The sequence below is a fragment of the Mycobacterium sp. E2497 genome (genome assembly GCF_001668695.1).
GTDB lineage: Bacteria > Actinomycetota > Actinomycetes > Mycobacteriales > Mycobacteriaceae > Mycobacterium.
In genome coordinates, this window is the sequence record NZ_LZKD01000028.1 from 1 (window position 1) to 20,459 (window position 20,459).

Below are 20,459 nucleotides of genomic sequence, written 5' to 3' on the forward strand. Positions count from 1 at the left end.
CCAGCCGCCCGGATTGCCCGGGACACCGTCGCGGCCCCAGCTGCGAAGCGCCTCGGCGCAGGCCTCCTGGACGGCGTCCTCGGCGAGGGTGAGGTCGCCGGACCACCGCGCGAGCGCGGCGACGGCGGGCCCCCATTCCCGCCGGAAAACGCCGTCCAGGTCGGCCATCGCGGGAGCTTTAGAGTCCCGAGACCCCGGCCAGCTGCCGCACCTGCACGGTCGACGCGGGGATCATCGAGGCCAGCTTGACGGCCTCGTCCCGGTCGGTGGCGGCCAGGAAGTAGATCCCGGTGGCGATCTCGGCGCCTTCCGCGTACGGCCCGTCGGTGATGAGGGCCTCACCGTCGCGCACCCGCACGGTCGTGGCGGTGGAGCGGTCGTGCAGAGCGGCCCCGCCGATGATGTGATCGCCCGCGGCCGCGTGCAGATCGGCGTGCTTGGCCGCCACGGCCTCCCACTCGGGGGTGCCCGGGGTGTGCGCCGACGCGGGTGGTTCGAGCAGCAGCGCCAGCCAGTCGTTCCCGGTGAGCTTGCGGGACGGTTCGATCGAGTGCACCACCGGCCACACCTCCACCGCCCCGAACCCCGCGACCGGGATGTCGCGGGCCAGCGCCAGCGCCTCGTCCAGATTCTCCGCTTCGAACACGTAGTAGCCGCAGGCGATCTCGGCCGACTCGGCGAACGGGCCGTCGGTGGTGATCGGCGCGTCGGGGCCGCCGGTGATGACCGTTGCGGCGGGTGTCAGCGCGTCACCGGCCCGGATCGCCGCGCCGGCTTTGGCATGGAAGCTCTCGAACGCGGCCATCGCGGCGGCCGCATCGTCGGGCGTGCGGTCTTGCTCCTTGCTGATCAACAACGCGAAGTACTGCATCTGTCGTCACCTCCGGGTAGCGAGCGAAACCGGCTGTTTCACTCTCTACCTCTTTGACGAACGGCGCGCGAGGGATCCGACAACGCGGACCCGGTCAGGACCGAACTACTTGGCCGCTCCCGGCTTCAGGTAGGTCACCAGGCTGACGTCGAGCATCTCGTCGGTGAAGTAGTGCTCACAGCCGCGCAGATACTTCACGTAGCGGTTGTAGACCTCTTCGGAGGTGACCTCGATGGCCCTGTCTTTGTTGGCCTCCAGGTTGTCGCCCCAGATGTGCAGCGTCTTGATGTAGTGCGGACGTAGCGAAAGGGGTTCGGGCACAACGAAACCCGCCTTCTCGCCGTGGTCGACCATCATCTGGGTGGACGGCAGGCGGCCGCCCGGGAAGATCTCGGTGACGATGAACTTGATGAACCGGGCCGTCTCGAACGTCAGCTTCTTCCCGCGGGCCGCCATCTCCAAGGGGTGGTAGCTCACGCTGCTCTGGACGGTCATCCGGCCGTCGTCGGGCATGATGTCGAACGTCCGCTTGAAGAAGTCGTCGTAGTTCTCGTGCCCGAAGTGCTCGAAGGCCTCTATCGACACGATCCGGTCGACCGGTTCGCTGAAGTCCTCCCAGTTCTGCAACCGCACCTCACACGAGCGGTTGGTGTCGATCGAGGCCAACACCTGCTCGCAGCGGGCGTGCTGGTTCTTGGACAGCGTCAGGCCGATCACATTGACGTCGAACCGCTCGACGGCGCGCTTCATCGTGGTCCCCCAGCCGCAGCCGATGTCCAGCAGCGTCATGCCGGGCTGGAGGTCCAGTTTGTCGAGGTTCAGGTCGATCTTGGCGTATTGCGCCTCTTCCAGCGTCATATCCTCACGCTCGAAGTAGGCGCAGCTGTAGATCCGGGTGGGGTCCTGGAACAGGGCGAAAAAGTCGTCGGATACGTCGTAGTGCGCCTGGATGTCCTCGGGAGCCGTCCGGATCTTCGTCGGGCTAGCCGCTTGATCAGCCATTTTCGTCCTGTTCTGCTCCGATGGAGTTCGCTGCCGATTACCCACGCACTGCTCGGCGGGTTTGACGTGCAACGATACCCAACTTGTCCAGCCCGACCCGTATGAGGCGCGGTCACTATTTGGTGAGGGTGTACTGCGCCACGTTCGAGATGCCCTTGCGGAACAGGTCCGCGCAGCCGGTCAGGTAGCGCATGAAGCGGTCGTAGACCTCTTGGGACTGGACGGCGACGGCGCGTTCGCGATTGGCCTCCAGATTGGCCGCCCACATGTCGAGGGTGCGCGCGTAGTGCGGCTGCAGATATTGAATCTGCTCGACCGAGAAACCGCTGGCTTGCGCATTGTCGACGATGTCGGGTTCGCCGCACATCTGCCCGCCGGGAAAGATCTCCTTGCCGAGAAAGTGGAAGAAACGCAGATCCGACATGGTGATCTGGACGCCGCGGTTCTTCCACTCCGACTGCGGGTAGGTGAAGATGCTGTGCATCAGCATTCGGCTGTCATCGGGCAGGGTCTTGTAGGCCCAATCCCAGAACGCCGGCCAGCGTTCCTTCTTGAACGCGTCGAAGGCCTCGAAGCTCATGATCCGGTCGACCTGCTCGTCGAACTCCTCCCAGCCCTGCAACCGGGCCTCGACCCGGCGCTTCGTAGGGATCGCGGCCAACCGCTCCTTGGTGCGCGCGTAGTGGTTGCGGCTAAGCGTGATGCCGATGACGTTCACGTCGTATTGCTCGACCGCCCGGACCACCGCCCCGCCCCAGCCGCAGCCGACGTCCAGCACCGTCATTCCCGGCTCGAGATCGAGCTTGCCCAGCGCCAGATCGAGCTTGGCGAGCTGCGCCTCTTCCAGCGTCATGTCGTCGTTCTTGAAGTAGGCGCAGGTGTAAACCATGTTGGGGTCGAGGAACAGCGCGAAGAAGTCGTCTGAAATGTCGTAGGTTGCCTGCGACTCTTCGTAATACGGCTTCAGCTTGGCCATTGGTGGACCCACCTCCTTTGACAACCGTACAACCCTGCGAGCTGGACTGAGACCGCAGGGGAAGCGTTTCTTCCGAGTGTTTTTTGCTCAGTTCGCTTCGGCGAAGTTGCTCGTCAGCACACCGATCACCTGGTCCCACAACTGTTGTGGCAGATCATGTCCCATCCCGTCGAATAAAACCAATCGAGCGCCGTCGATGGCCCGGGCCACCGCGCGGCCGCCGAAGGGCCGCATCAGCTTGTCCGCCCGGCCGTGGATGACCACGGTGGGGGCGGCGGTCCGGCGGTTGTACCGACGCAGGCTGCCGCTGCCCAGCACGGCGCCGAAATGCCTCGCGACGCCCTGCGGGTAGTAGTTGCGGTCGTAGCCCTCCGCGGCCTCGGCGCGGGCCTGCTCTTCGGGCACCCGGTAGCGCGGGCTGCCGATGATGTTGCCGACACGCACCGCGTTGTCGATGATCACCTCGCGCGGCGAACCCGGCGGCGGGCCCTTCAGGAGCGCCAGCAACGCGCGCGGGGCCGGCGGCGGCAGGAAAGCCGAATTGTTGCTGGAGAAGATGACGGCCAGCGTTTTCGTCCGGTGGCGGAACCGTCCGGCGAAGATCTGGGCGATCATGCCGCCCATCGACGCGCCCACGATGTGCGCGTCCGCGATGCCGAGATGATCCAGCACGGCCGCGGCGTCGTCGGCCATGTCCTCGAGCGTGTACGCCGCTGGGCTGGGCAGACCCAGCCAGGAGCGCACCAACCGGGTCACCAGCGGCTGCCCCGAGCTGCGGTGCTGGGTCTTGCTCGACAGGCCGACGTCGCGGTTGTCGTAGCGGATGACGCGCAGCCCGTGGCCGACCAACTGTTCGCAGAACGCCGTGCGCCACAGCAGCAGCTGGGCGCCCAGCCCCATGATGAGCAGCACGGGCGGGTGATCGATGTCGCCCATGTCCTCGTAGTAGAGCTTGAGGTCGCCGGAGATGGCGTTGCCGGTGCGAACCTGCATCAGACCTCGATGTCGGATTCGTACTCGCGGCTGACCTCGACCATGAAGTTGGCGAAGTAGCCGGTCAGTTGCGGGTCGGACATCATCTGCCATTTGGGGGCGAGCAATTTCATGTACCGCTCGACGTAGAGGAACTGCTTGCCGATCAGCACCAGCTCGCGGGGCAGCTTGACGTCGTAGGCGTCGGCCAGGGCCGACAGCTGCCGCCCGATGTCGGCGTAGGACATGTCGCCCAGCGTCTGCATGGTCAGCGGCGTGGCGAAGCGCTCCAGGTCCTGGGCGGCCTGGGCCTCGGGCTTCACGGTGCCCACGGCGCCCATCAGCACCACGATCTTGCCCGCCGCGGCGTGGTCCTTCTTGACCAGCAGCGCGTACACCAGCTCGCGCAGCAGCCAGCGGGTGCGCGGGTCGATGCGGCCCATGATCCCGAAGTCGAAGAACACGATGCGGCCCTGATCGTCGACATAGAGGTTGCCGGCGTGCAGGTCGCCGTGGAAGAGCCCGTGCCGCAGCCCGCCCTCGAACAGCGAGAACAGCAGCGCCTTGACGAGCTCGGTGCCGTCGAAGCCGGCCTTGCGGATGGCGGCGACGTCGTCGATGCGGATGCCGTGCACCCGTTCCATCGTCAGCACCCGGTCGCTGGTGAAGTCCCAGAACACCTGCGGCACCCGGATGTTGCGGCCCAGTGGGGAGGCGTGCAGGTGCGACACCCAGGCCTCCATCGACTGCGCCTCGAGCCGGAAGTTCAGCTCCTCGGCCAGGTTGTCGGAGAAGTCCGCGACCACGTCCTGCGCCGAGAGCCGGCGACCCAGCTTGGCCAGCTCGACGGCCTGGGCGAAGCGCTTGAGGATCTGCAGGTCGGCGGCCACCCGGCGGCGGATGCCCGGGCGCTGAATCTTGACGACCACCTCTTCACCGGTGTGCAGGGTCGCGTAGTGCACCTGGGCGATGGACGCCGACGCGAACGGCTCCTCTTCCCACTTGGCGAACAGCTCGGCCGGGTCGCCGCCGAGCTCCTCGACGAAGAGCTTGTGCACCTCGTCGGTGTCGGCGGGTGGCACCCGGTCGAGCAGGCCGCGGAACTCGCGGGACAGCGATTCGCCGAACGCCCCGGGGCTCGAGGCGATGATCTGCCCGAATTTCACGTACGTCGGGCCGAGGTCGGCGAAGGTCTGCGGGAGCTGCTTGATCACCTTCTGCTGCCACGGGCCCCGGCCCGGCAGCTTGGTGACGACACGAGCGGCGGTGCGGGTGACCTGCCAACCGGTGACGGCCACCCGGGCCGCCTCGACCGGCAGCGGCACCCGGTCCAGCCGGGCCACCTCTCGATGCTTGGCGGAGCTCATCTAAAGCAGTCTGCCAAATCTGGGGTGTCAAGTCCCAACTCGCTGTGGCCGCGGTCACCGGCGACTGAAGACCGCCGAGTGTGCATCCACGGCGAAAAATCGGGCCGGATTTCGCCCTGAATGCACGTTGGGGGTCGGTTCGGCGGTCAGGATCTCGCCCCCGGGCTCCAGGGCTGCACCCAGCCCTCGATCGCCCAGCCCTCGAGCCCCGCGATCAGCTCGTACATGGTGGCGCCGTCGATGGTTTCGCGGATGATGTCGGCGTGCCCGGCGTGCCGGGCCAGCTCGTTGATGACGTGCAGGATCACCCAGCGCACCGACCAGGCCTCCTGATCCTTGGGAAACCAGGGGATGTCCTTCGGCACCGGCACCGCGGCGTCGAGGTCCGCGGTCTCGGCCAGCCGCAGCGTCGTCGCGTTCTGTTCGGCTAACGCCCGCAGCAGCCCGTCCAGCGTCTCGTCGGGCCGCATCACGTGCTGGTCCGCGAACTCCTTGGTGATCTGCTCGAACGGCCGGGGGTCCTTCGGCGGGGCGCCCGGCGCGGCCGCGACCCGCGCCATCCAGCTGCGCTGCATGCCGGTGGCGTGCTTGACCAGGCCGCCGATCGACAGGGCGCTGACCGACGGAGCGGACCGCGCCTGTTCGTCGGTGAGGCCGTAGCTGACGGCGAAGTAGGCACTCTGGTGAAACTGCAGGAATTCGCGCAGTGCGCTACGTTCGTCGGCCACGGGCCGGGCAAGAGCGGGCATTCTCGGATATTAGGTCCCCCGCGCCGTAAAGTGCGGGCATGCAGCTGGTTTCGGCGGACTCGACGCAGCTTTTCGTCGGGCCGCCGGACGCGCCGTTGCAGGTCGCCCGCGTCGTCGTCGCCGGAGCGTGCGAGCCGACGCCGGTCCGCGTCGAAGGGGACGGTCTGCGCGGGGAGGCGGTCGCCGGGTGCGGCGAGGACGTCGTCGAGGAGGTCGTCGAGATCCCCGTCCGGGTGGACCACCCGGTCGTCGGGCAGCGGCGCGCGGCGCGGGTGCTGGCCGCCGGCGCCGCCGAGCCGTTCGAGTTCGTCGTGGCCGAGCCTGGCTGGACCATGTTCATGGTCAGCCACTTCCACTACGACCCGGTCTGGTGGAACACCCAGGGCGCCTACACCAGCGAATGGACCGAGGACCCGCCGGGCCGCGCCCGGCAGACCAACGGGTTCGAGCTGGTGCACGCGCACCTGGAAATGGCGCGTCGCGAACCCGAGTACAAGTTCGTGCTGGCCGAGGTCGACTACCTCAAGCCCTACTGGGACACCCGCCCGGAGGACCGCGCCGACCTGCGCCGCTTCATCGCGCAGGGCCGCGTCGAGGTGATGGGCGGCACCTACAACGAACCCAACACCAACCTGACCAGCCCGGAAACGACGATTCGAAACCTGGTGCACGGCATGGGTTTCCAGCGTGACGTGCTGGGCGCCGACCCGGCCACCGCCTGGCAGCTGGACGTGTTCGGCCACGACCCGCAGTTCCCCGGGCTGGCCGCCGACGCCGGGCTGACGTCGAGCTCGTGGGCCCGCGGCCCGCACCACCAGTGGGGCCCGGCCCTGAGCGGGGACGTCGAGCGGATGCAGTTCAGCAGCGAGTTCGAGTGGATCTCGCCGTCGGGCCGCGGCCTGCTCACCCACTACATGCCCGCGCACTACTCGGCGGGCTGGTGGATGGACTCGTCCACCTCGCTGGCGGAGGCCGAGGACGCCACCCTCGCGCTGTTCGATCAGCTCAAGAAGGTCGCGCTGACGCGCAACGTGCTGCTGCCCGTCGGCACCGACTACACGCCGCCGAACAAGTGGGTCACCGCCATCCACCGCGACTGGGCCTCGCGCTACACCTGGCCGCGCTTCGTGTGCGCGCTGCCACGGGAGTTCTTCGCGGCCGTGCGCGCCGAACTGGCCGAGGGCGGCCGGACGCCGTCGCCGCAGACCCGCGACATGAACCCGATCTACACCGGCAAGGACGTGTCCTACATCGACACCAAACAGGCCAACCGGGCCGCGGAGAACGCGGTGCTTCAGGCCGAGCGGTTCGCCGTGTTCGCCGGGCTGCTGGCCGGCGCCGAGTACCCGCAGGCGGCGCTGGCCAAGGCGTGGGTGCAGCTGGCCTACGGCGCGCACCACGACGGGATCACCGGCTCGGAGTCCGACCAGGTCTACCTAGACCTGCTGACCGGCTGGCGCGACGCGTGGGAGCTGGGCCGCGCGACCCGCGACGCCGCACTGGCGCTGCTGTCCGGCGCGGTCGGCGGCGACGTCGTCGTGTGGAACCCGCTTGCGCAGCGGCGCACCGACATCGTCACCGCCCGGCTCGACCCGCCGCTGAGCGCGGGCGTCCGGGTGCTGGACGCGGACGGGACCCAGCTGCCCGCACACGTCGAGCACGGCGGCCGGTCGGTGACCTGGTTGGCGCGCGAGGTGCCGTCGTTGGGCTGGCGGGCCTACCGCCTGGTGCCCGGCGCCGAATTGGCCGGCTGGGAACCGCTGCCCGGCTCGGCGATCGCCAACGAGCATTACCGCGTCGAGGTCGACCCCCAGCGTGGCGGGGGAGTCGCGTCCCTGCTGCAGGACGGCCGCGAGCTGATCGCCGACGGCCGGGTGGGCAACGAGCTGGCCGTCTACGAGGAATACGCGGCGCACCCGACGCAGGCCGAGGGCCCGTGGCACCTGCTGCCCAAGGGGCCGGTGGTGTGCTCGTCGGCCTTCCCGGCCCGGGCGCGGGCCTACCACGGCCCGCTCGGGCAGCGGCTGGTCGTCACCGGGCGAATCGGCGCGCTGCTGCGCTACACCCAAACCCTGACCCTGTGGCGCGGCGTCCCACGGGTGGACTGCCGCACCACCATCGACGAATTCACCGGGGCTGACCGCCTCGTGCGGCTGCGGTGGCCGTGCCCGGTGCCGGGCGCCATGCCGGTCAGCGAGGTCGGCGACGCCGTCATCGGGCGGGGTTTCGCGCTGCTGCACCCGCCCGGCGGGGGGCCCGAGTCGGTGGACACCGCCCAGCATCCGTGGACGCTGGACAACCCGGCCTACGGCTGGTTCGGCCTCTCGTCGGCGGCGCGGGTCCGGGTGGGTTCGCCTGACGGCCAAGCCGTGCGGGCGGTCTCGGTGGCCGAGGTGGTGGCGCCGGACGAGGCGGTGTCGGCGCCGCTGGCCCGAGGGCTGATGGTCGCGCTGGTCCGGGCCGGGGTGACGGCGACATGCAGTGGCGCGGACAAGCCGCGCTACGGCCACCTCGAGGTCGATTCGAACCTGCCCGACGTGCGCATCGCGCTGGGCGGGCCCGCCCGAAACGCCTTCACCCGGGCCGTGCTGGCAGCCGCCGACGGGGCGTACGGCGAGGAACTCGACCGCCAATTGGCGGCGACCGGCCGGGCCAGGGTTTGGGTGCCGGCCGCGACCCCGTTGGCCGCGGTGTGGGTGCCCGGCGCGGACCTGCGCGCGGTGCGGGCCCTGCCGGTGCTGGTGATCGCCGGCCGCGACGACGACAGCCTGGCCGCCGCGATCGCGTCGGTGGCCGAGGACCTGGGTGACGCGGAGGTGGTCGTGACCCAGCGGCCGCCGGCGGGCGGCGACGAACACGAGGACCGCATCGTCGCGCTCCTCAACCGCGGGGTGCCCAGCTTCGCCGTCGACACCGAGGGCACCCTGCACACCGCGTTGCTGCGGTCCTGCACCGGTTGGCCGTCGGGCATCTGGATCGACGAACCGCGCCGCACGGCCCCGGACGGCTCGAACTTCCAGCTCCAGCACTGGACCCACGTTTTCGACTACGCGCTGATCGCGGGCGCGGGCGACTGGCGGCGCGCCGACGTCCCCGCCCGCAGCGCGCAGTTCTCCCACCCGCTGCTCGCGTGTGTGTGCGGGCGTGCGGCGGGCGCGTTGCCCCCGTCCGGGTCGCTGTTGCGCGTCGAGCCCGAAGGTGGTGTGCAGCTGGCGGCCCTCAAGGCGGCCGGCAACCCGCTCGCGGCGGGCAGCGCCCGTCCGGTCGACCCGCGCGCGGTGGCGCTGCGCCTGGTGGAAACGACGGGGGCCGGGGCCGACGTGGTGATCGGCTCCGACGTCGCCGAGGTCAGCGGATTCCGCGACGCCGATCTCCTCGAAACCCCGCGCGACGGCCGCCGCCCGCTCGACCTGCACGGCTATCGGGTGGCCACGGTGCTGGCGCGGTTCGAGGCGCCCCGGGCGGTGACGGCGGCCGGCGCGCCAGCCACGCACGCCGAAGCCGCCCAGCCGCTCTACGCGCGCTACTGGCTGCACAACCGGGGACCCGCGCCGCTCGGCGGGCTGCCGGCCGTCGCCCATCTGCACCCCACGCGGGCCGCCGCCGAACCGGGCGAGGAGGTCGCCCTGCGGCTCACCGCGGCCAGCGACTGCAGCGATGCCGCCCTGACCGCAACGGTGACGCTGGTGTGCCCGGACGGCTGGTCGGCGAAGCCCGACGAGCTGCCCGCCACGCTGCGCGGCGGCGACTACCGCGAGGCCGACGTGGCGGTGTCGGTGCCCGCAACCGCCCGGCCCGGCCTGTACCCGGTCCGCGCCCAGCTTCGCCTCGCCGGGGCGGAGGTCCCGGCCCCATGGCGGCAGGTGGTCGAGGACGTGTGCGTCATCGAGGTCGGCGCGCCCGCCGGCGCGGAGCCGTTCTATCTCCTCGAAGGCCCGGGCGACGTCGAGGTGACCGCCGGCGATACGGCGGCGCTGACCCTCCGGGTCGCCAGCCACGCCGGGGCGGACCTGGCGCTGGAAGCGCACCTGATCAGTCCGTGGGGGACGTGGGAATGGCTGGGTCCCGCCGCGGTGGGCGCGGTGCTGCCCGCCCACGGCGCCGCGGACCTCGGCTTCGACGTGCGCCCTCCGGCCTGGCTGGAGCCCGGCCAGTGGTGGGCGCTGATCCGGGTCGGCTGCGCCGGCCGGCTGCTCTACTCCCCGGCCGTGCGGGTGACCGTGACATGAGCGTGGTCGCGACGGTTGCCGGGGTCCCGGTCGGTGTCGACGAGGTCGACGCCGCCGAGGCGCGGCTGCGCGGCGGGCCCGGCGCGACCGCGTTGCCGCCCGGCGGCACCGGGGAGGGGCGTCAACTCCGGCGCTGGCTGACCCAACTGATCGTCACCGAGCGGGTGGTCGCCGCCGAGGCCGACGCGCGCGGCCTGACGGGGCGGGGCGCGCCCGGCGAGGCCGAACTGCTGCCCGACGCGACGGCCCGCCTGGAGCTGGGCAGCGTCGCCGCGGCGGTGCTGGCCGATCCCCGCGCGCGGGCGCTGTTTGCCGACGTGACCGCCGCGGTGTGCGTCACCGACGAGGAGGTGGCCGCCTATCACGCCCGCAACCCGCTGCGCTTCGCCGAGCCGCGCCGCGACCGGCACGGCTGGCGCGCCCCGGCGCCGGTCGGGCCGCCGCTGGACGACGTGCGGCCGGCGATCGCCGACCATCTGCGGGGCGCCGCGCGCCGACGTGCCTTCCGCGTCTGGCTGGACGCGCGGCGGGCCGAGCTGGTGTGCCTCGCCCCGGGCTACGAGCATCCCGGCGACCCCCGCCAACCCGACAACGTCCATCGCCACTGATGACCGCGCTCACCCTCTGCCTGGACATCGGCGGCACCAAGATCGCCGCCGGCCTCGCCGACCCCGACGGCGTGCTGGTGCACACCGTTGTCCGGCCCACGCCGAGCCGTGGTGCGGCCGAGCAGGTCTGGGCGGCGGTCGACGCGACGATCGCCGACGCGCTGCGGGCGGCCGACGGCGCGGTCGGCGCCGTCGGCATCGGCTCGGCCGGCCCCATCGACCTGCACGGCGGAACCGTCAGCCCCATCAACATCGGAGGGTGGCAGGGCTTCCCGCTGCGCGACCGGGTGGCGGCCGCGGTGCCGGGCGTGCCCGTGCGGCTGGCCGGCGACGGCCTGTGCATGGCGCTGGGGGAGCACTGGCGCGGTGCGGGTCGCGGCGCGGCCTTCCTGCTGGGCATGGTGGTGTCCACCGGGGTGGGCGGCGGGCTGGTGCTCGGCGGCGTCCCCTACACCGGCCGCACCGGCAACGCGGGCCACGTCGGGCACGTGGTGGTGGAGGACGGTGGTCCGCCCTGCGTGTGCGGCGGCCGCGGCTGCGTCGAGGCCATCGCGTCGGGACCGTCGATGGTGCGCTGGGCGCGGGCCAACGGTTGGGCGGCGCCGCCGCCCGGCGGCGCCCGTGACCTGGCCGCCGCCGCGGCAGGCGGGGAGCCGGTGGCGCAACGGGCGTTTCGCCGGGGGGCCACCGCGTTGGCGGCGATGATCGCCTCGGTCGGCGCCGTCTGCGACATCGACGTGGTCGTCATCGGGGGAGGCGTGGCCAACTCCGGGCGCCTGCTCTTCGACCCGTTGCGGGAGAAACTGGCCGAGTACGCCAGGCTGGACTTTCTGGCCGGTCTGCGGGTGCTGCCCGCCGAACTGGGCGGCGACGCGGGGCTGGTCGGCGCCGCCCGGCTGGCGAGCCTCGGCTGACCACCCCGACGCCCGCCGTTTTGGTCGAACGGGTCTAGCCGGGCTATCCTGGTGGCCGATCCACCGAAGACCGTCGGTCACCGAGAAATCGGTTGAAGGTCCGGGAGCATCCCGGCGGCCCACGCAGGAGGACGAGGCAGCAGCGCCGGCACGCGCCGGCGTCTTCTTCACGCCCCGGCCGTATCCTGCGCCGGGGCGTACTTCGTTTCCAGCCGTTCCTTCGGTGATCGCAGACGACACGTCGCATGGCTTTCACTTCAGGAGGTACGCATGGCCAGGGCTGACAAAGCCACCGCCGTTGCAGACATCGCCGAGCAGTTCAGGGAGGCGACCGCGACCCTGATCACCGAGTATCGCGGTCTGACCGTGGCCAACCTGGCCGAGCTGCGCCGGTCGCTCAGCGGGTCGGCCACCTACTCGGTGGCCAAGAACACGCTGATCAAGCGGGCGGCGTCCGAGGCGGGCGTGGAAGGCCTCGACGAGCTGTTCGCCGGGCCCACCGCCATCGCGTTCGTCACCGGGGAGCCGGTCGACGCCGCCAAGGCCATCAAGACCTTCGCCAAGGACAACAAGGCGCTGGTCATCAAGGGCGGCTACATGGACGGCCGCGCGCTGACGGTCGCCGAGGTCGAGCGCATCGCCGACCTGGAGTCGCGCGAGGTGCTGCTGGCCAAGCTGGCCGGCGCGATGAAGGGCAACCTCGCCAAGGCGGCCGGCCTGTTCAACGCCCCCGCCTCGCAGATCGCCCGCCTCGCCGCGGCCCTGCAGGAAAAGAAGGCCGCAGAAGGCCCCGCGGCCGCCGCGGAACCGGCAGCCGCGGCGGAGCCCGCCGCGGAAGCCGCCCCAGAACCAGCTTCGGAAACACCCACCGAGGCCCCGGAAACCCCGGCCGAAGCCGAATAACCCCCAACCGCCGAAATTAGGAAGGACCCACACACCATGGCGAAAATGTCCACCGACGACCTGCTCGACGCCTTCAAGGAAATGACCCTCTTGGAGCTCTCCGACTTCGTCAAGAAGTTCGAGGAGACCTTCGAGGTCACCGCGGCCGCTCCGGTCGCCGTCGCCGCGGCCGCCCCGGCCGCCGGTGGCGCGCCCGCCGAGGCCGCCGAGGAGCAGTCCGAGTTCGACGTCATCCTCGAGGCCGCCGGCGAAAAGAAGATCGGCGTCATCAAGGTCGTCCGCGAGATCGTGTCCGGCCTGGGCCTCAAGGAGGCCAAGGACCTGGTCGACGGCGCGCCCAAGCCGCTGCTGGAGAAGGTCGCCAAGGAGGCCGCCGAGGAGGCCAAGGCCAAGCTGGAGGCCGCCGGCGCCACCGTCACCGTCAAGTAGTTCATTTCGCGAAGACCCCCGGAACCGCCCAGGGCAGGTTCCGGGGGTCTTCGTGTGCTCAGCCCGCGTGCGCCGCCGAGCGCTGCGAGTGGGCAACCCGCTCGGGTGAATCCCCCAAAGCAACAAGAAATTTCGATTCCATCGAGCCGAGCACCTGTGCGACGGCAGCGCCGTCGTCGCCGTAGTGCCCGGCCAGTTCCAGCATCACGAACCCGTGCACCAGCGCCCAGAACTGGGCGGCCGTGGCCACCAGGGTCCGGTCGTCTGCGCCCGAGCACACGGTGATTCGTCCCGCCTGTACGGACCGCTGCACCGCGCGCACCACGTGCGCGAAGCTGGGGATGTGCTGCTCGATCTCGGCGACCGTCAGGGTCAAGATGTTGCCCGCGGGTGCGTTGATGCCGTGCGCGCTGGTGCTGCCGAACATCAGTCGGTACATGTGGGGGCGCTCGATGGCGTATCGCCGATAGGCCGCGGCGGTGGCGAACAGATCGGCCACCGGGTCGTCGGTCCGGGGGACCGACAGCGCGGCGTCGAACTGCCGCAGGCCCTCCTGGGCGACCTCGGCGATCAGGCCCCGCATCCCGCCGAAATGGGTGTACACCGCCATCGTCGAGGTCCCGGCCGCGCCGGCCACCCTTCGGGTCTGCAGCGCGTCGGGCCCCTGCTCGTCGAGCAGGCCGACGGCGGCGTGCACCATCTCGTCACGAACGCTGCGCTGAGTCTGCGAAGTCATCCTTGTCATCTTCTCATCGGGGGCGTAGGTTGCCAATAACACCGAAATAACAATGTTATAGGAGCTCAGCGATGACCTCTGCGCAGACCACCCGGTCCCGGAATCCGTATCTCGAGGGTTTCCTGGCGCCGGTGGGCGCCGAGGTGACCGCGACCGATCTGGAGGTCACCGGCCAGATCCCGCAGCACCTCGACGGGCGCTATCTGCGCAACGGCCCCAACCCCGTCGCGGAGGTCGATCCCGCCACCTATCACTGGTTCTCCGGCGACGGAATGGTGCACGGGGTGGCGCTGCGCGACGGGAAGGCCTGCTGGTACCGCAACCGCTGGGTGCGCACCGCGCGGGTATGCGATGTGCTGGGGGAGCCGGCACTCACCGGGCTGGACCCGCGGGCCGGAATGCTGTCGGTTGGCCCCAACACCAATGTGCTGATGCACGCCGGACAAACGCTGGCACTGGTCGAGGGGGGCGGCGCGAACTACCGGCTTACCGACGAGCTGGACACCCTCGGGACATGCGACTTCGATGGCACTCTGTTCGGTGGCTACACCGCCCATCCGCACGCCGATCCCCGCACCGGTGAATTGCACGCGGTGTCTTATGCGTTCACCCGCGGGCGGACGGTGCAGTACTCCGTGATCGACACCCACGGACGAGCGCGGCGAACCGTCGACATCGAGGTGAGCGGGTCGCCGATGATGCACGACTTCTCCCTGACCGACAAATACGTGGTGATCTACGACCTGCCGGTGACGTTTGACCCGATCCAGATCGCTCCGGTTAACGTGCCCCGCCCGCTCAGTGCGGCGGCGCGGCTGGTGGCGCAATCGGTGCTTGGCCGCGTCCGGATCCCCAGCCCGCTCGCGACGATGATGAACAGCAATCGGCAGCCGATCAACCGGATGCCCTACCGCTGGGATGCGAACTACCCGGCGCGCATCGGGGTCATGCCGCGCGAGGGCTGCGGGAGCAACGCGGGCAAAGATGCCATCCGCTGGTTCGATATCGAACCCTGCTACGTCTACCACCCGCTCAACGCCTATTCCGAGGTGCGTGGCGGGACCGAGGTTTTGGTGCTCGACGTGGTGCGCTATTCGCGGATGTTCGATCGGGACCTGCGCGGTCCCGGCGACAGCCGGCCAACGCTGGACCGCTGGACCGTCAACCTGGCGACCGGTGCGGTGAGCAGCGAGCGCCGCGACGATCGGCCGCAGGAGTTTCCCCGCATCAACGAGGCCCTGCTGGGTGGGCGGCACCGGTTCGGCTACGCCGTCGGCGTGGACGGTGGGTATCTCTCCGGTGGGGCATCCGAGATGTCGACCGCGCTGTACAAGCACGACTACGCCACCGGATCCAGCGCGGTCGCGCCGCTGGACCCCGACCTTTTGCTCGGCGAGATGTCTTTCGTGCCCAACCCCGGCTCCCAGAAAGGACGCGCCGAGGACGACGGCATCCTGATGGGCTACGGGTATCACCGCGGCCGCGACGAAGGCCAGCTGGTGTTGCTGGACGCCGCGACGCTCGAGTCGGTGGCTACCGTGCACCTGCCGCAGCGGGTGCCGATGGGCTTCCATGGGAACTGGGCGCCCGCTGGCTAACGCGCGTTGAATAGGACACCCGTCGCCGGCGGCGGCGGGATCTCAGGTCAGCCAATTTTTGCCGGCTGTGCCGCGCAACCCTGATGCCGCGTAGCAAGCGTGCGCTACAGTGACTCATGCCACATAAAAGGGCAGGTGGCGGGCTTGAGCGTCGACGGAAGGATCTCCCATGGGTGTCGCTATTGAGGTGAACGGCCTCACGAAGTCCTTCGGATCCTCCAGGATTTGGGAAGACGTGACGCTGGAGATCCCCGCCGGGGAGGTCAGCGTCCTGCTGGGGCCGTCGGGTACCGGCAAATCGGTGTTCCTGAAGTCCCTGATCGGCCTGCTGCGGCCGGAGCGCGGCTCGGTCGTCATCGACGGCACCGACATCCTGCAGTGCTCGGCCAAGGAGCTCTACGAGATCCGCACTCTGTTCGGCGTGATGTTCCAGGACGGCGCGCTGTTCGGTTCGATGAACCTTTTCGACAACGCCGCCTTCCCCCTGCGCGAGCACACCAAGAAGAAGGAAGGCGAGATCCGTGACATCGTCATGGAGAAGCTGACGATGGTCGGCCTGGGGGGCGACGAGAAGAAGTTCCCCGGCGAGATCTCCGGCGGTATGCGCAAGCGCGCCAGCCTGGCCCGCGCCCTGGTGATGGACCCGCAGATCATCCTCTGCGACGAGCCCGACTCGGGTCTGGACCCGGTTCGTACCGCCTACCTGAGCCAGCTCATCCTCGACATCAACGCCCAAATCGACGCCACCGTCCTGATCGTCACGCACAACATCAACATCGCCCGCACCGTGCCGGACAACATGGGCATGCTCTTCCGGCGCAAGCTGGTCATGTTCGGCCCGCGCGAGGTGCTGCTGACCAGTGACGAGCCGGTTGTGCGGCAGTTCCTCAACGGCCGCCGCATCGGGCCGATCGGCATGTCCGAGGAAAAGGACGAGTCGACCATGGCCGAAGAGCAGGCCGCCCTCGAAGCCGGCCAGCACGCCGGCGGTGTCGAGGAGATCGAAGGGGTGCCGCCGCAGATCGTCGCGTCGCCCGGGATGCCGGAGCGCAAGGCCGTCGCCCGCCGCCAGGCGCGAGTGCGCGAGATTCTGCACACCCTGCCGCAGAAGGCACAGGCCGCGATCATCGACGACATGGAGGGTACCCACAAGTACCGGGCGCACGAGGTCGGCGACTAGACGACCGGCCCGAGGTTTCGCGATAACTTCGCGTAACTCGGCGGCCCGCCCTCTTGACGACGGGCCGTAAACGGGCCAGTCTGTTGGGCAGCATGTATCCAGTGGAAAGTCGAGATGCCAGCCAGCGCCGATGTCCCTGGATTGCCTGTGCTGGGCAGTTGAGGAATGCGCCGTCCTACGCTATTGTTGGACGTTGCGCTGGCTACCTCCTGCCCACCTCACCCGCCACTTGACACTGTGGTCTAAGCCTGAGCCCCCTCTAGCGGCTTAGTTCTTTAGTTGTGCGCGTGAGAATCGGACAGATCGTTCGCCGGCCTAACCGACACAATTCGCGGCGAACAGACCGGGTCCCGGTTTTCGTGAGTCGCACGAGGTGCTGGAAGGATGCATCTTGGCTGATTCTCGCCAGAGCAAAACGGATCGCCCACAAAGTTCCTCTAATGGAAGTTCCTTAAACGGCTCCGTGCCCGGAGCGCCCAACCGAGTGTCGTTCGCCAAGCTCCGCGAACCGCTCGAGGTTCCCGGCCTGCTCGATGTGCAGATCGATTCGTTCGAGTGGTTGATCGGCTCGCCGCGTTGGCGTGCGGCCGCCGCCGAGCGCGGCGAGCCCACCCCGGTCGGCGGCCTCGAAGAGGTGCTGTACGAGCTCTCGCCGATCGAGGACTTCTCGGGCTCGATGTCGCTGTCGTTCTCCGACCCCCGCTTCGACGAGGTCAAGGCGCCGGTCGAGGAGTGCAAAGACAAGGACATGACGTACGCGGCCCCGTTGTTCGTCACGGCCGAGTTCATCAACAACAACACCGGCGAGATCAAGAGCCAGACGGTGTTCATGGGTGACTTCCCGATGATGACGGAGAAGGGCACCTTCATCATCAACGGCACCGAGCGTGTGGTCGTCAGCCAGCTGGTGCGCTCGCCCGGCGTGTACTTCGACGAGAGCATCGACAAGTCGACCGAGAAGCTGCTGCACAGCGTCAAGGTGATCCCCAGCCGCGGCGCGTGGCTGGAGTTCGACGTCGACAAGCGCGACACCGTCGGCGTGCGCATCGACCGCAAGCGCCGCCAGCCGGTCACCGTGCTGCTCAAGGCGCTCGGCTGGACCAACGAGCAGATCCACGAGCGGTTCGGCTTCTCCGAGATCATGATGGGGACGCTGGAGAAGGACAACACGGCCGGCACCGACGAGGCCCTGCTGGACATCTACCGCAAGCTGCGCCCGGGCGAACCGCCGACCAAGGAGTCCGCGCAGACGCTGCTGGAGAACCTGTTCTTCAAGGAGAAGCGCTACGACCTGGCCCGCGTGGGCCGGTACAAGGTCAACAAGAAGCTGGGCCTCAACGCAGGCGAGCCGATCACGTCGTCGACCTTGACCGAGGAAGACGTCGTCGCCACCATCGAGTACCTGGTGCGCCTGCACCACGCCCGTACGGATGGCCAGCCCGCTGTCATGACCGTCCCCGGCGGCGTCGAGGTGCCGGTGGAGACCGACGACATCGACCACTTCGGCAATCGCCGCCTGCGCACCGTCGGCGAGTTGATCCAGAACCAGATCCGGGTCGGCATGTCCCGGATGGAGCGGGTGGTCCGCGAGCGGATGACCACCCAGGACGTCGAGGCCATCACGCCGCAGACGCTGATCAACATCCGCCCGGTGGTCGCCGCGATCAAGGAGTTCTTCGGCACCAGCCAGCTCTCGCAGTTCATGGACCAGAACAACCCGCTGTCGGGTCTGACCCACAAGCGCCGCCTGTCGGCGCTGGGTCCCGGCGGTCTGTCCCGTGAGCGCGCGGGCCTGGAGGTCCGCGACGTGCACCCGTCGCACTACGGCCGGATGTGCCCGATCGAGACCCCCGAGGGTCCCAACATCGGTCTGATCGGCTCGCTGTCGGTGTACGCGCGGGTCAACCCGTTCGGGTTCATCGAGACGCCCTACCGCAAGGTGGTCGACGGTGTGGTCACCGACGAGATCCACTACCTGACCGCCGACGAGGAGGACCGCCACGTCGTGGCGCAGGCCAACTCGCCGATCGACGGGAACGGCCGGTTCGTCGAGCCGCGCGTCCTGGTCCGCCGCAAGGCGGGCGAGGTCGAGTACGTGCCGTCGTCGGAGGTGGACTACATGGACGTCTCGCCGCGCCAGATGGTGTCGGTGGCGACCGCGATGATCCCGTTCCTCGAGCACGACGACGCCAACCGTGCCCTGATGGGCGCCAACATGCAGCGTCAGGCGGTTCCGCTGGTGCGCAGCGAGGCGCCGCTGGTGGGCACCGGGATGGAGCTCCGCGCGGCGATCGACGCCGGCGACGTGGTGGTCGCCGACAAGGCCGGGGTGATCGAGGAGGTGTCCGCCGACTACATCACCGTGATGGCCGACGACGGCACCCGGCACACCTACCGGATGCGCAAGTTCGAGCGCTCCAACCACGGCACCTGCGCGAACCAGTCGCCGATCGTGGACGCCGGTGACCGGGTCGAGGCCGGCCAGGTGATCGCCGACGGTCCGTGCACCGAAAACGGTGAGATGGCCCTGGGCAAGAACCTGCTCGTGGCGATCATGCCGTGGGAGGGCCACAACTACGAGGACGCGATCATCCTCTCCAACCGCCTGGTTGAGGAGGACGTGCTCACCTCGATCCACATCGAGGAGCACGAGATCGACGCCCGCGACACCAAGCTGGGTGCCGAGGAGATCACGCGGGACATCCCGAACGTCTCCGACGAGGTGCTCGCCGACCTCGACGAGCGCGGCATCGTCCGCATCGGCGCCGAGGTCCGCGACGGCGACATCCTGGTCGGCAAGGTCACCCCGAAGGGTGAGACCGAGCTGACCCCGGAGGAGCGGCTGCTGCGGGCGATCTTCGGTGAGAAGGCCCGCGAGGTCCGCGACACCTCACTGAAGGTGCCGCACGGCGAGTCCGGCAAGGTCATCGGCATCCGGGTGTTCTCCCGCGAGGACGACGACGAGCTGCCGGCCGGTGTCAACGAGCTGGTCCGCGTGTACGTGGCCCAGAAGCGGAAGATCTCCGACGGCGACAAGCTCGCCGGCCGGCACGGGAACAAGGGTGTGATCGGCAAGATCCTGCCGGCCGAGGACATGCCGTTCCTGCCGGACGGGACCCCGGTGGACATCATCCTGAACACCCACGGTGTACCCCGACGGATGAACATCGGCCAGATCCTGGAGACGCACCTCGGTTGGGTCGCCAAGTCCGGCTGGAACATCGACGGTTCACCCGAGTGGGCGGCCAACCTGCCCGCGGATCTGCTGCACGCGCAGCCGAACCAGATCGTGTCGACGCCGGTGTTCGACGGCGCCAAGGAGGAGGAGCTGCAGGGCATGCTGTCGTGCACGCTGCCCAACCGCGACGGCGAGGTCATGGTCGACGGCGACGGCAAGGCGGTGCTCTTCGACGGCCGCAGCGGTGAACCGTTCCCGTATCCGGTGACGGTCGGCTACATGTACATCATGAAGCTGCACCACCTGGTGGACGACAAGATCCACGCCCGCTCCACCGGCCCGTACTCGATGATCACCCAGCAGCCGCTGGGTGGTAAGGCGCAGTTCGGTGGCCAGCGGTTCGGTGAGATGGAGTGCTGGGCCATGCAGGCCTACGGCGCCGCGTACACGCTGCAGGAGCTGTTGACCATCAAGTCCGACGACACGGTCGGCCGGGTCAAGGTGTACGAGGCGATCGTCAAGGGCGAGAACATCCCGGAGCCGGGCATCCCCGAGTCGTTCAAGGTGCTGCTCAAGGAGCTGCAGTCGCTGTGCCTGAACGTCGAGGTGCTCTCCTCGGACGGCGCAGCGATCGAGCTGCGCGAGGGCGAGGACGAGGACCTGGAGCGGGCCGCGGCCAACCTGGGAATCAACCTGTCCCGCAACGAATCCGCCTCCGTCGAGGATCTCGCTTAATTCAGTTAGTTA

15 protein-coding genes and 1 pseudogene are annotated in these 20,459 nt (G+C 69.3%); 8 read left to right on the forward strand and 8 right to left on the reverse strand.

The window, feature by feature from the left end:
* The 7 genes and pseudogenes from A5713_RS28035 to A5713_RS02165 form a co-directional block, all read right to left on the reverse strand.
* A pseudogene (locus A5713_RS28035) lies at positions 1-168 on the reverse strand (sigma factor); the annotation flags it as partial.
* 10 nt (positions 169-178) lie between these two features.
* Positions 179-871, reverse strand: coding sequence for a YciI family protein (locus A5713_RS02140; RefSeq protein WP_067923621.1), 693 nt, complete (start codon positions 869-871; stop codon positions 179-181).
* A 105-nt stretch (positions 872-976) separates the two neighbouring features.
* Positions 977-1,873 carry a hydroxymycolate synthase MmaA4 gene (gene mmaA4 / locus A5713_RS02145; protein WP_068092066.1) on the reverse strand — a complete coding sequence of 299 codons (897 nt, stop codon included), beginning with the start codon at positions 1,871-1,873 and terminating at the stop codon, positions 977-979.
* 115 nt (positions 1,874-1,988) lie between these two features.
* Positions 1,989-2,849: a cyclopropane mycolic acid synthase family methyltransferase gene (locus A5713_RS02150; protein ID WP_068092076.1), complete on the reverse strand. Its 861-nt coding sequence runs from the start codon at positions 2,847-2,849 to the stop codon at positions 1,989-1,991.
* An 87-nt stretch (positions 2,850-2,936) separates the two neighbouring features.
* A complete protein-coding gene (locus A5713_RS02155; RefSeq protein ID WP_067923612.1) occupies positions 2,937-3,842 on the reverse strand; it encodes an alpha/beta fold hydrolase in 906 nt (301 codons plus the stop codon).
* Positions 3,842-5,188 carry an AarF/ABC1/UbiB kinase family protein gene (locus A5713_RS02160; protein ID WP_068092079.1) on the reverse strand — a complete coding sequence of 449 codons (1,347 nt, stop codon included), beginning with the start codon at positions 5,186-5,188 and terminating at the stop codon, positions 3,842-3,844. The genes A5713_RS02155 and A5713_RS02160 overlap by 1 nt, the downstream gene beginning before the upstream one ends.
* Before the next feature lie 146 nt (positions 5,189-5,334).
* Positions 5,335-5,916, reverse strand: a complete 582-nt coding sequence (locus A5713_RS02165) for a DinB family protein (protein WP_068092082.1) — start codon at positions 5,914-5,916, stop codon at positions 5,335-5,337.
* Positions 5,917-5,975: 59 nt separating this feature from the next.
* On the opposite strand from A5713_RS02165, the gene A5713_RS02170 reads away from it, so the two are divergent.
* The 5 genes from A5713_RS02170 (at position 5,976) to rplL (ending at position 13,020) form a co-directional block, all read left to right on the forward strand.
* Positions 5,976-10,166, forward strand: coding sequence for an NEW3 domain-containing protein (locus tag A5713_RS02170; protein ID WP_068092085.1), 4,191 nt, complete (start codon positions 5,976-5,978; stop codon positions 10,164-10,166).
* A complete protein-coding gene (locus A5713_RS02175; RefSeq protein WP_067923601.1) occupies positions 10,163-10,774 on the forward strand; it encodes a malonyl CoA-ACP transacylase in 612 nt (203 codons plus the stop codon). Before A5713_RS02170 ends, A5713_RS02175 begins: the two co-directional genes overlap by 4 nt.
* Positions 10,774-11,688 carry an ROK family protein gene (locus A5713_RS02180; protein WP_068092088.1) on the forward strand — a complete coding sequence of 305 codons (915 nt, stop codon included), beginning with the start codon at positions 10,774-10,776 and terminating at the stop codon, positions 11,686-11,688. Before A5713_RS02175 ends, A5713_RS02180 begins: the two co-directional genes overlap by 1 nt.
* A 270-nt stretch (positions 11,689-11,958) precedes the next feature.
* On the forward strand, positions 11,959-12,591 hold the full coding sequence (gene rplJ, locus A5713_RS02185) for a 50S ribosomal protein L10 (RefSeq protein WP_067923595.1): 633 nt from the start codon (positions 11,959-11,961) through the stop codon (positions 12,589-12,591).
* Positions 12,592-12,627: 36 nt separating this feature from the next.
* On the forward strand, positions 12,628-13,020 hold the full coding sequence (gene rplL / locus A5713_RS02190) for a 50S ribosomal protein L7/L12 (protein WP_068092089.1): 393 nt from the start codon (positions 12,628-12,630) through the stop codon (positions 13,018-13,020).
* 58 nt (positions 13,021-13,078) lie between these two features.
* Here rplL and A5713_RS02195 read toward each other — a convergent pair whose 3' ends face one another.
* Positions 13,079-13,756, reverse strand: a complete 678-nt coding sequence (locus tag A5713_RS02195) for a TetR/AcrR family transcriptional regulator (protein ID WP_068092090.1) — start codon at positions 13,754-13,756, stop codon at positions 13,079-13,081.
* Between the two features lie 71 nt (positions 13,757-13,827).
* On the opposite strand from A5713_RS02195, the gene A5713_RS02200 reads away from it, so the two are divergent.
* The 3 genes from A5713_RS02200 (at position 13,828) to A5713_RS02210 (ending at position 20,447) form a co-directional block, all read left to right on the forward strand.
* Positions 13,828-15,354 (forward strand): carotenoid oxygenase family protein, encoded by a 1,527-nt coding sequence (locus tag A5713_RS02200; RefSeq protein WP_068092093.1) that lies wholly within the window; start codon positions 13,828-13,830, stop codon positions 15,352-15,354.
* Positions 15,355-15,523: 169 nt separating this feature from the next.
* Positions 15,524-16,534: an ABC transporter ATP-binding protein gene (locus A5713_RS02205; protein WP_007167801.1), complete on the forward strand. Its 1,011-nt coding sequence runs from the start codon at positions 15,524-15,526 to the stop codon at positions 16,532-16,534.
* A gap of 391 nt (positions 16,535-16,925) precedes the next feature.
* On the forward strand, positions 16,926-20,447 hold the full coding sequence (locus tag A5713_RS02210; RefSeq protein ID WP_156751711.1) for a DNA-directed RNA polymerase subunit beta: 3,522 nt from the start codon (positions 16,926-16,928) through the stop codon (positions 20,445-20,447).
* Positions 20,448-20,459: the final 12 nt, after the last annotated feature.

Bases quoted from the DNA above. Each gene is read 5' to 3' on its own strand.
- A5713_RS02140 (WP_067923621.1), bottom strand. From the start codon at position 871: ATGCAGTACTTCGCGTTGTTGATCAGCAAGGAGCAAGACCGCACGCCC.
- mmaA4 (WP_068092066.1), bottom strand. From the start codon at position 1,873: ATGGCTGATCAAGCGGCTAGCCCGACGAAGATCCGGACGGCTCCCGAG.
- A5713_RS02150 (WP_068092076.1), bottom strand. From the start codon at position 2,849: ATGGCCAAGCTGAAGCCGTATTACGAAGAGTCGCAGGCAACCTACGAC.
- A5713_RS02155 (WP_067923612.1), bottom strand. From the start codon at position 3,842: ATGCAGGTTCGCACCGGCAACGCCATCTCCGGCGACCTCAAGCTCTAC.
- A5713_RS02160 (WP_068092079.1), bottom strand. From the start codon at position 5,188: ATGAGCTCCGCCAAGCATCGAGAGGTGGCCCGGCTGGACCGGGTGCCG.
- A5713_RS02170 (WP_068092085.1), top strand. From the start codon at position 5,976: ATGCAGCTGGTTTCGGCGGACTCGACGCAGCTTTTCGTCGGGCCGCCG.
- A5713_RS02175 (WP_067923601.1), top strand. From the start codon at position 10,163: ATGAGCGTGGTCGCGACGGTTGCCGGGGTCCCGGTCGGTGTCGACGAG.
- A5713_RS02180 (WP_068092088.1), top strand. From the start codon at position 10,774: ATGACCGCGCTCACCCTCTGCCTGGACATCGGCGGCACCAAGATCGCC.
- rplJ (WP_067923595.1), top strand. From the start codon at position 11,959: ATGGCCAGGGCTGACAAAGCCACCGCCGTTGCAGACATCGCCGAGCAG.
- rplL (WP_068092089.1), top strand. From the start codon at position 12,628: ATGGCGAAAATGTCCACCGACGACCTGCTCGACGCCTTCAAGGAAATG.
- A5713_RS02195 (WP_068092090.1), bottom strand. From the start codon at position 13,756: ATGACTTCGCAGACTCAGCGCAGCGTTCGTGACGAGATGGTGCACGCC.
- A5713_RS02200 (WP_068092093.1), top strand. From the start codon at position 13,828: ATGACCTCTGCGCAGACCACCCGGTCCCGGAATCCGTATCTCGAGGGT.
- A5713_RS02205 (WP_007167801.1), top strand. From the start codon at position 15,524: ATGGGTGTCGCTATTGAGGTGAACGGCCTCACGAAGTCCTTCGGATCC.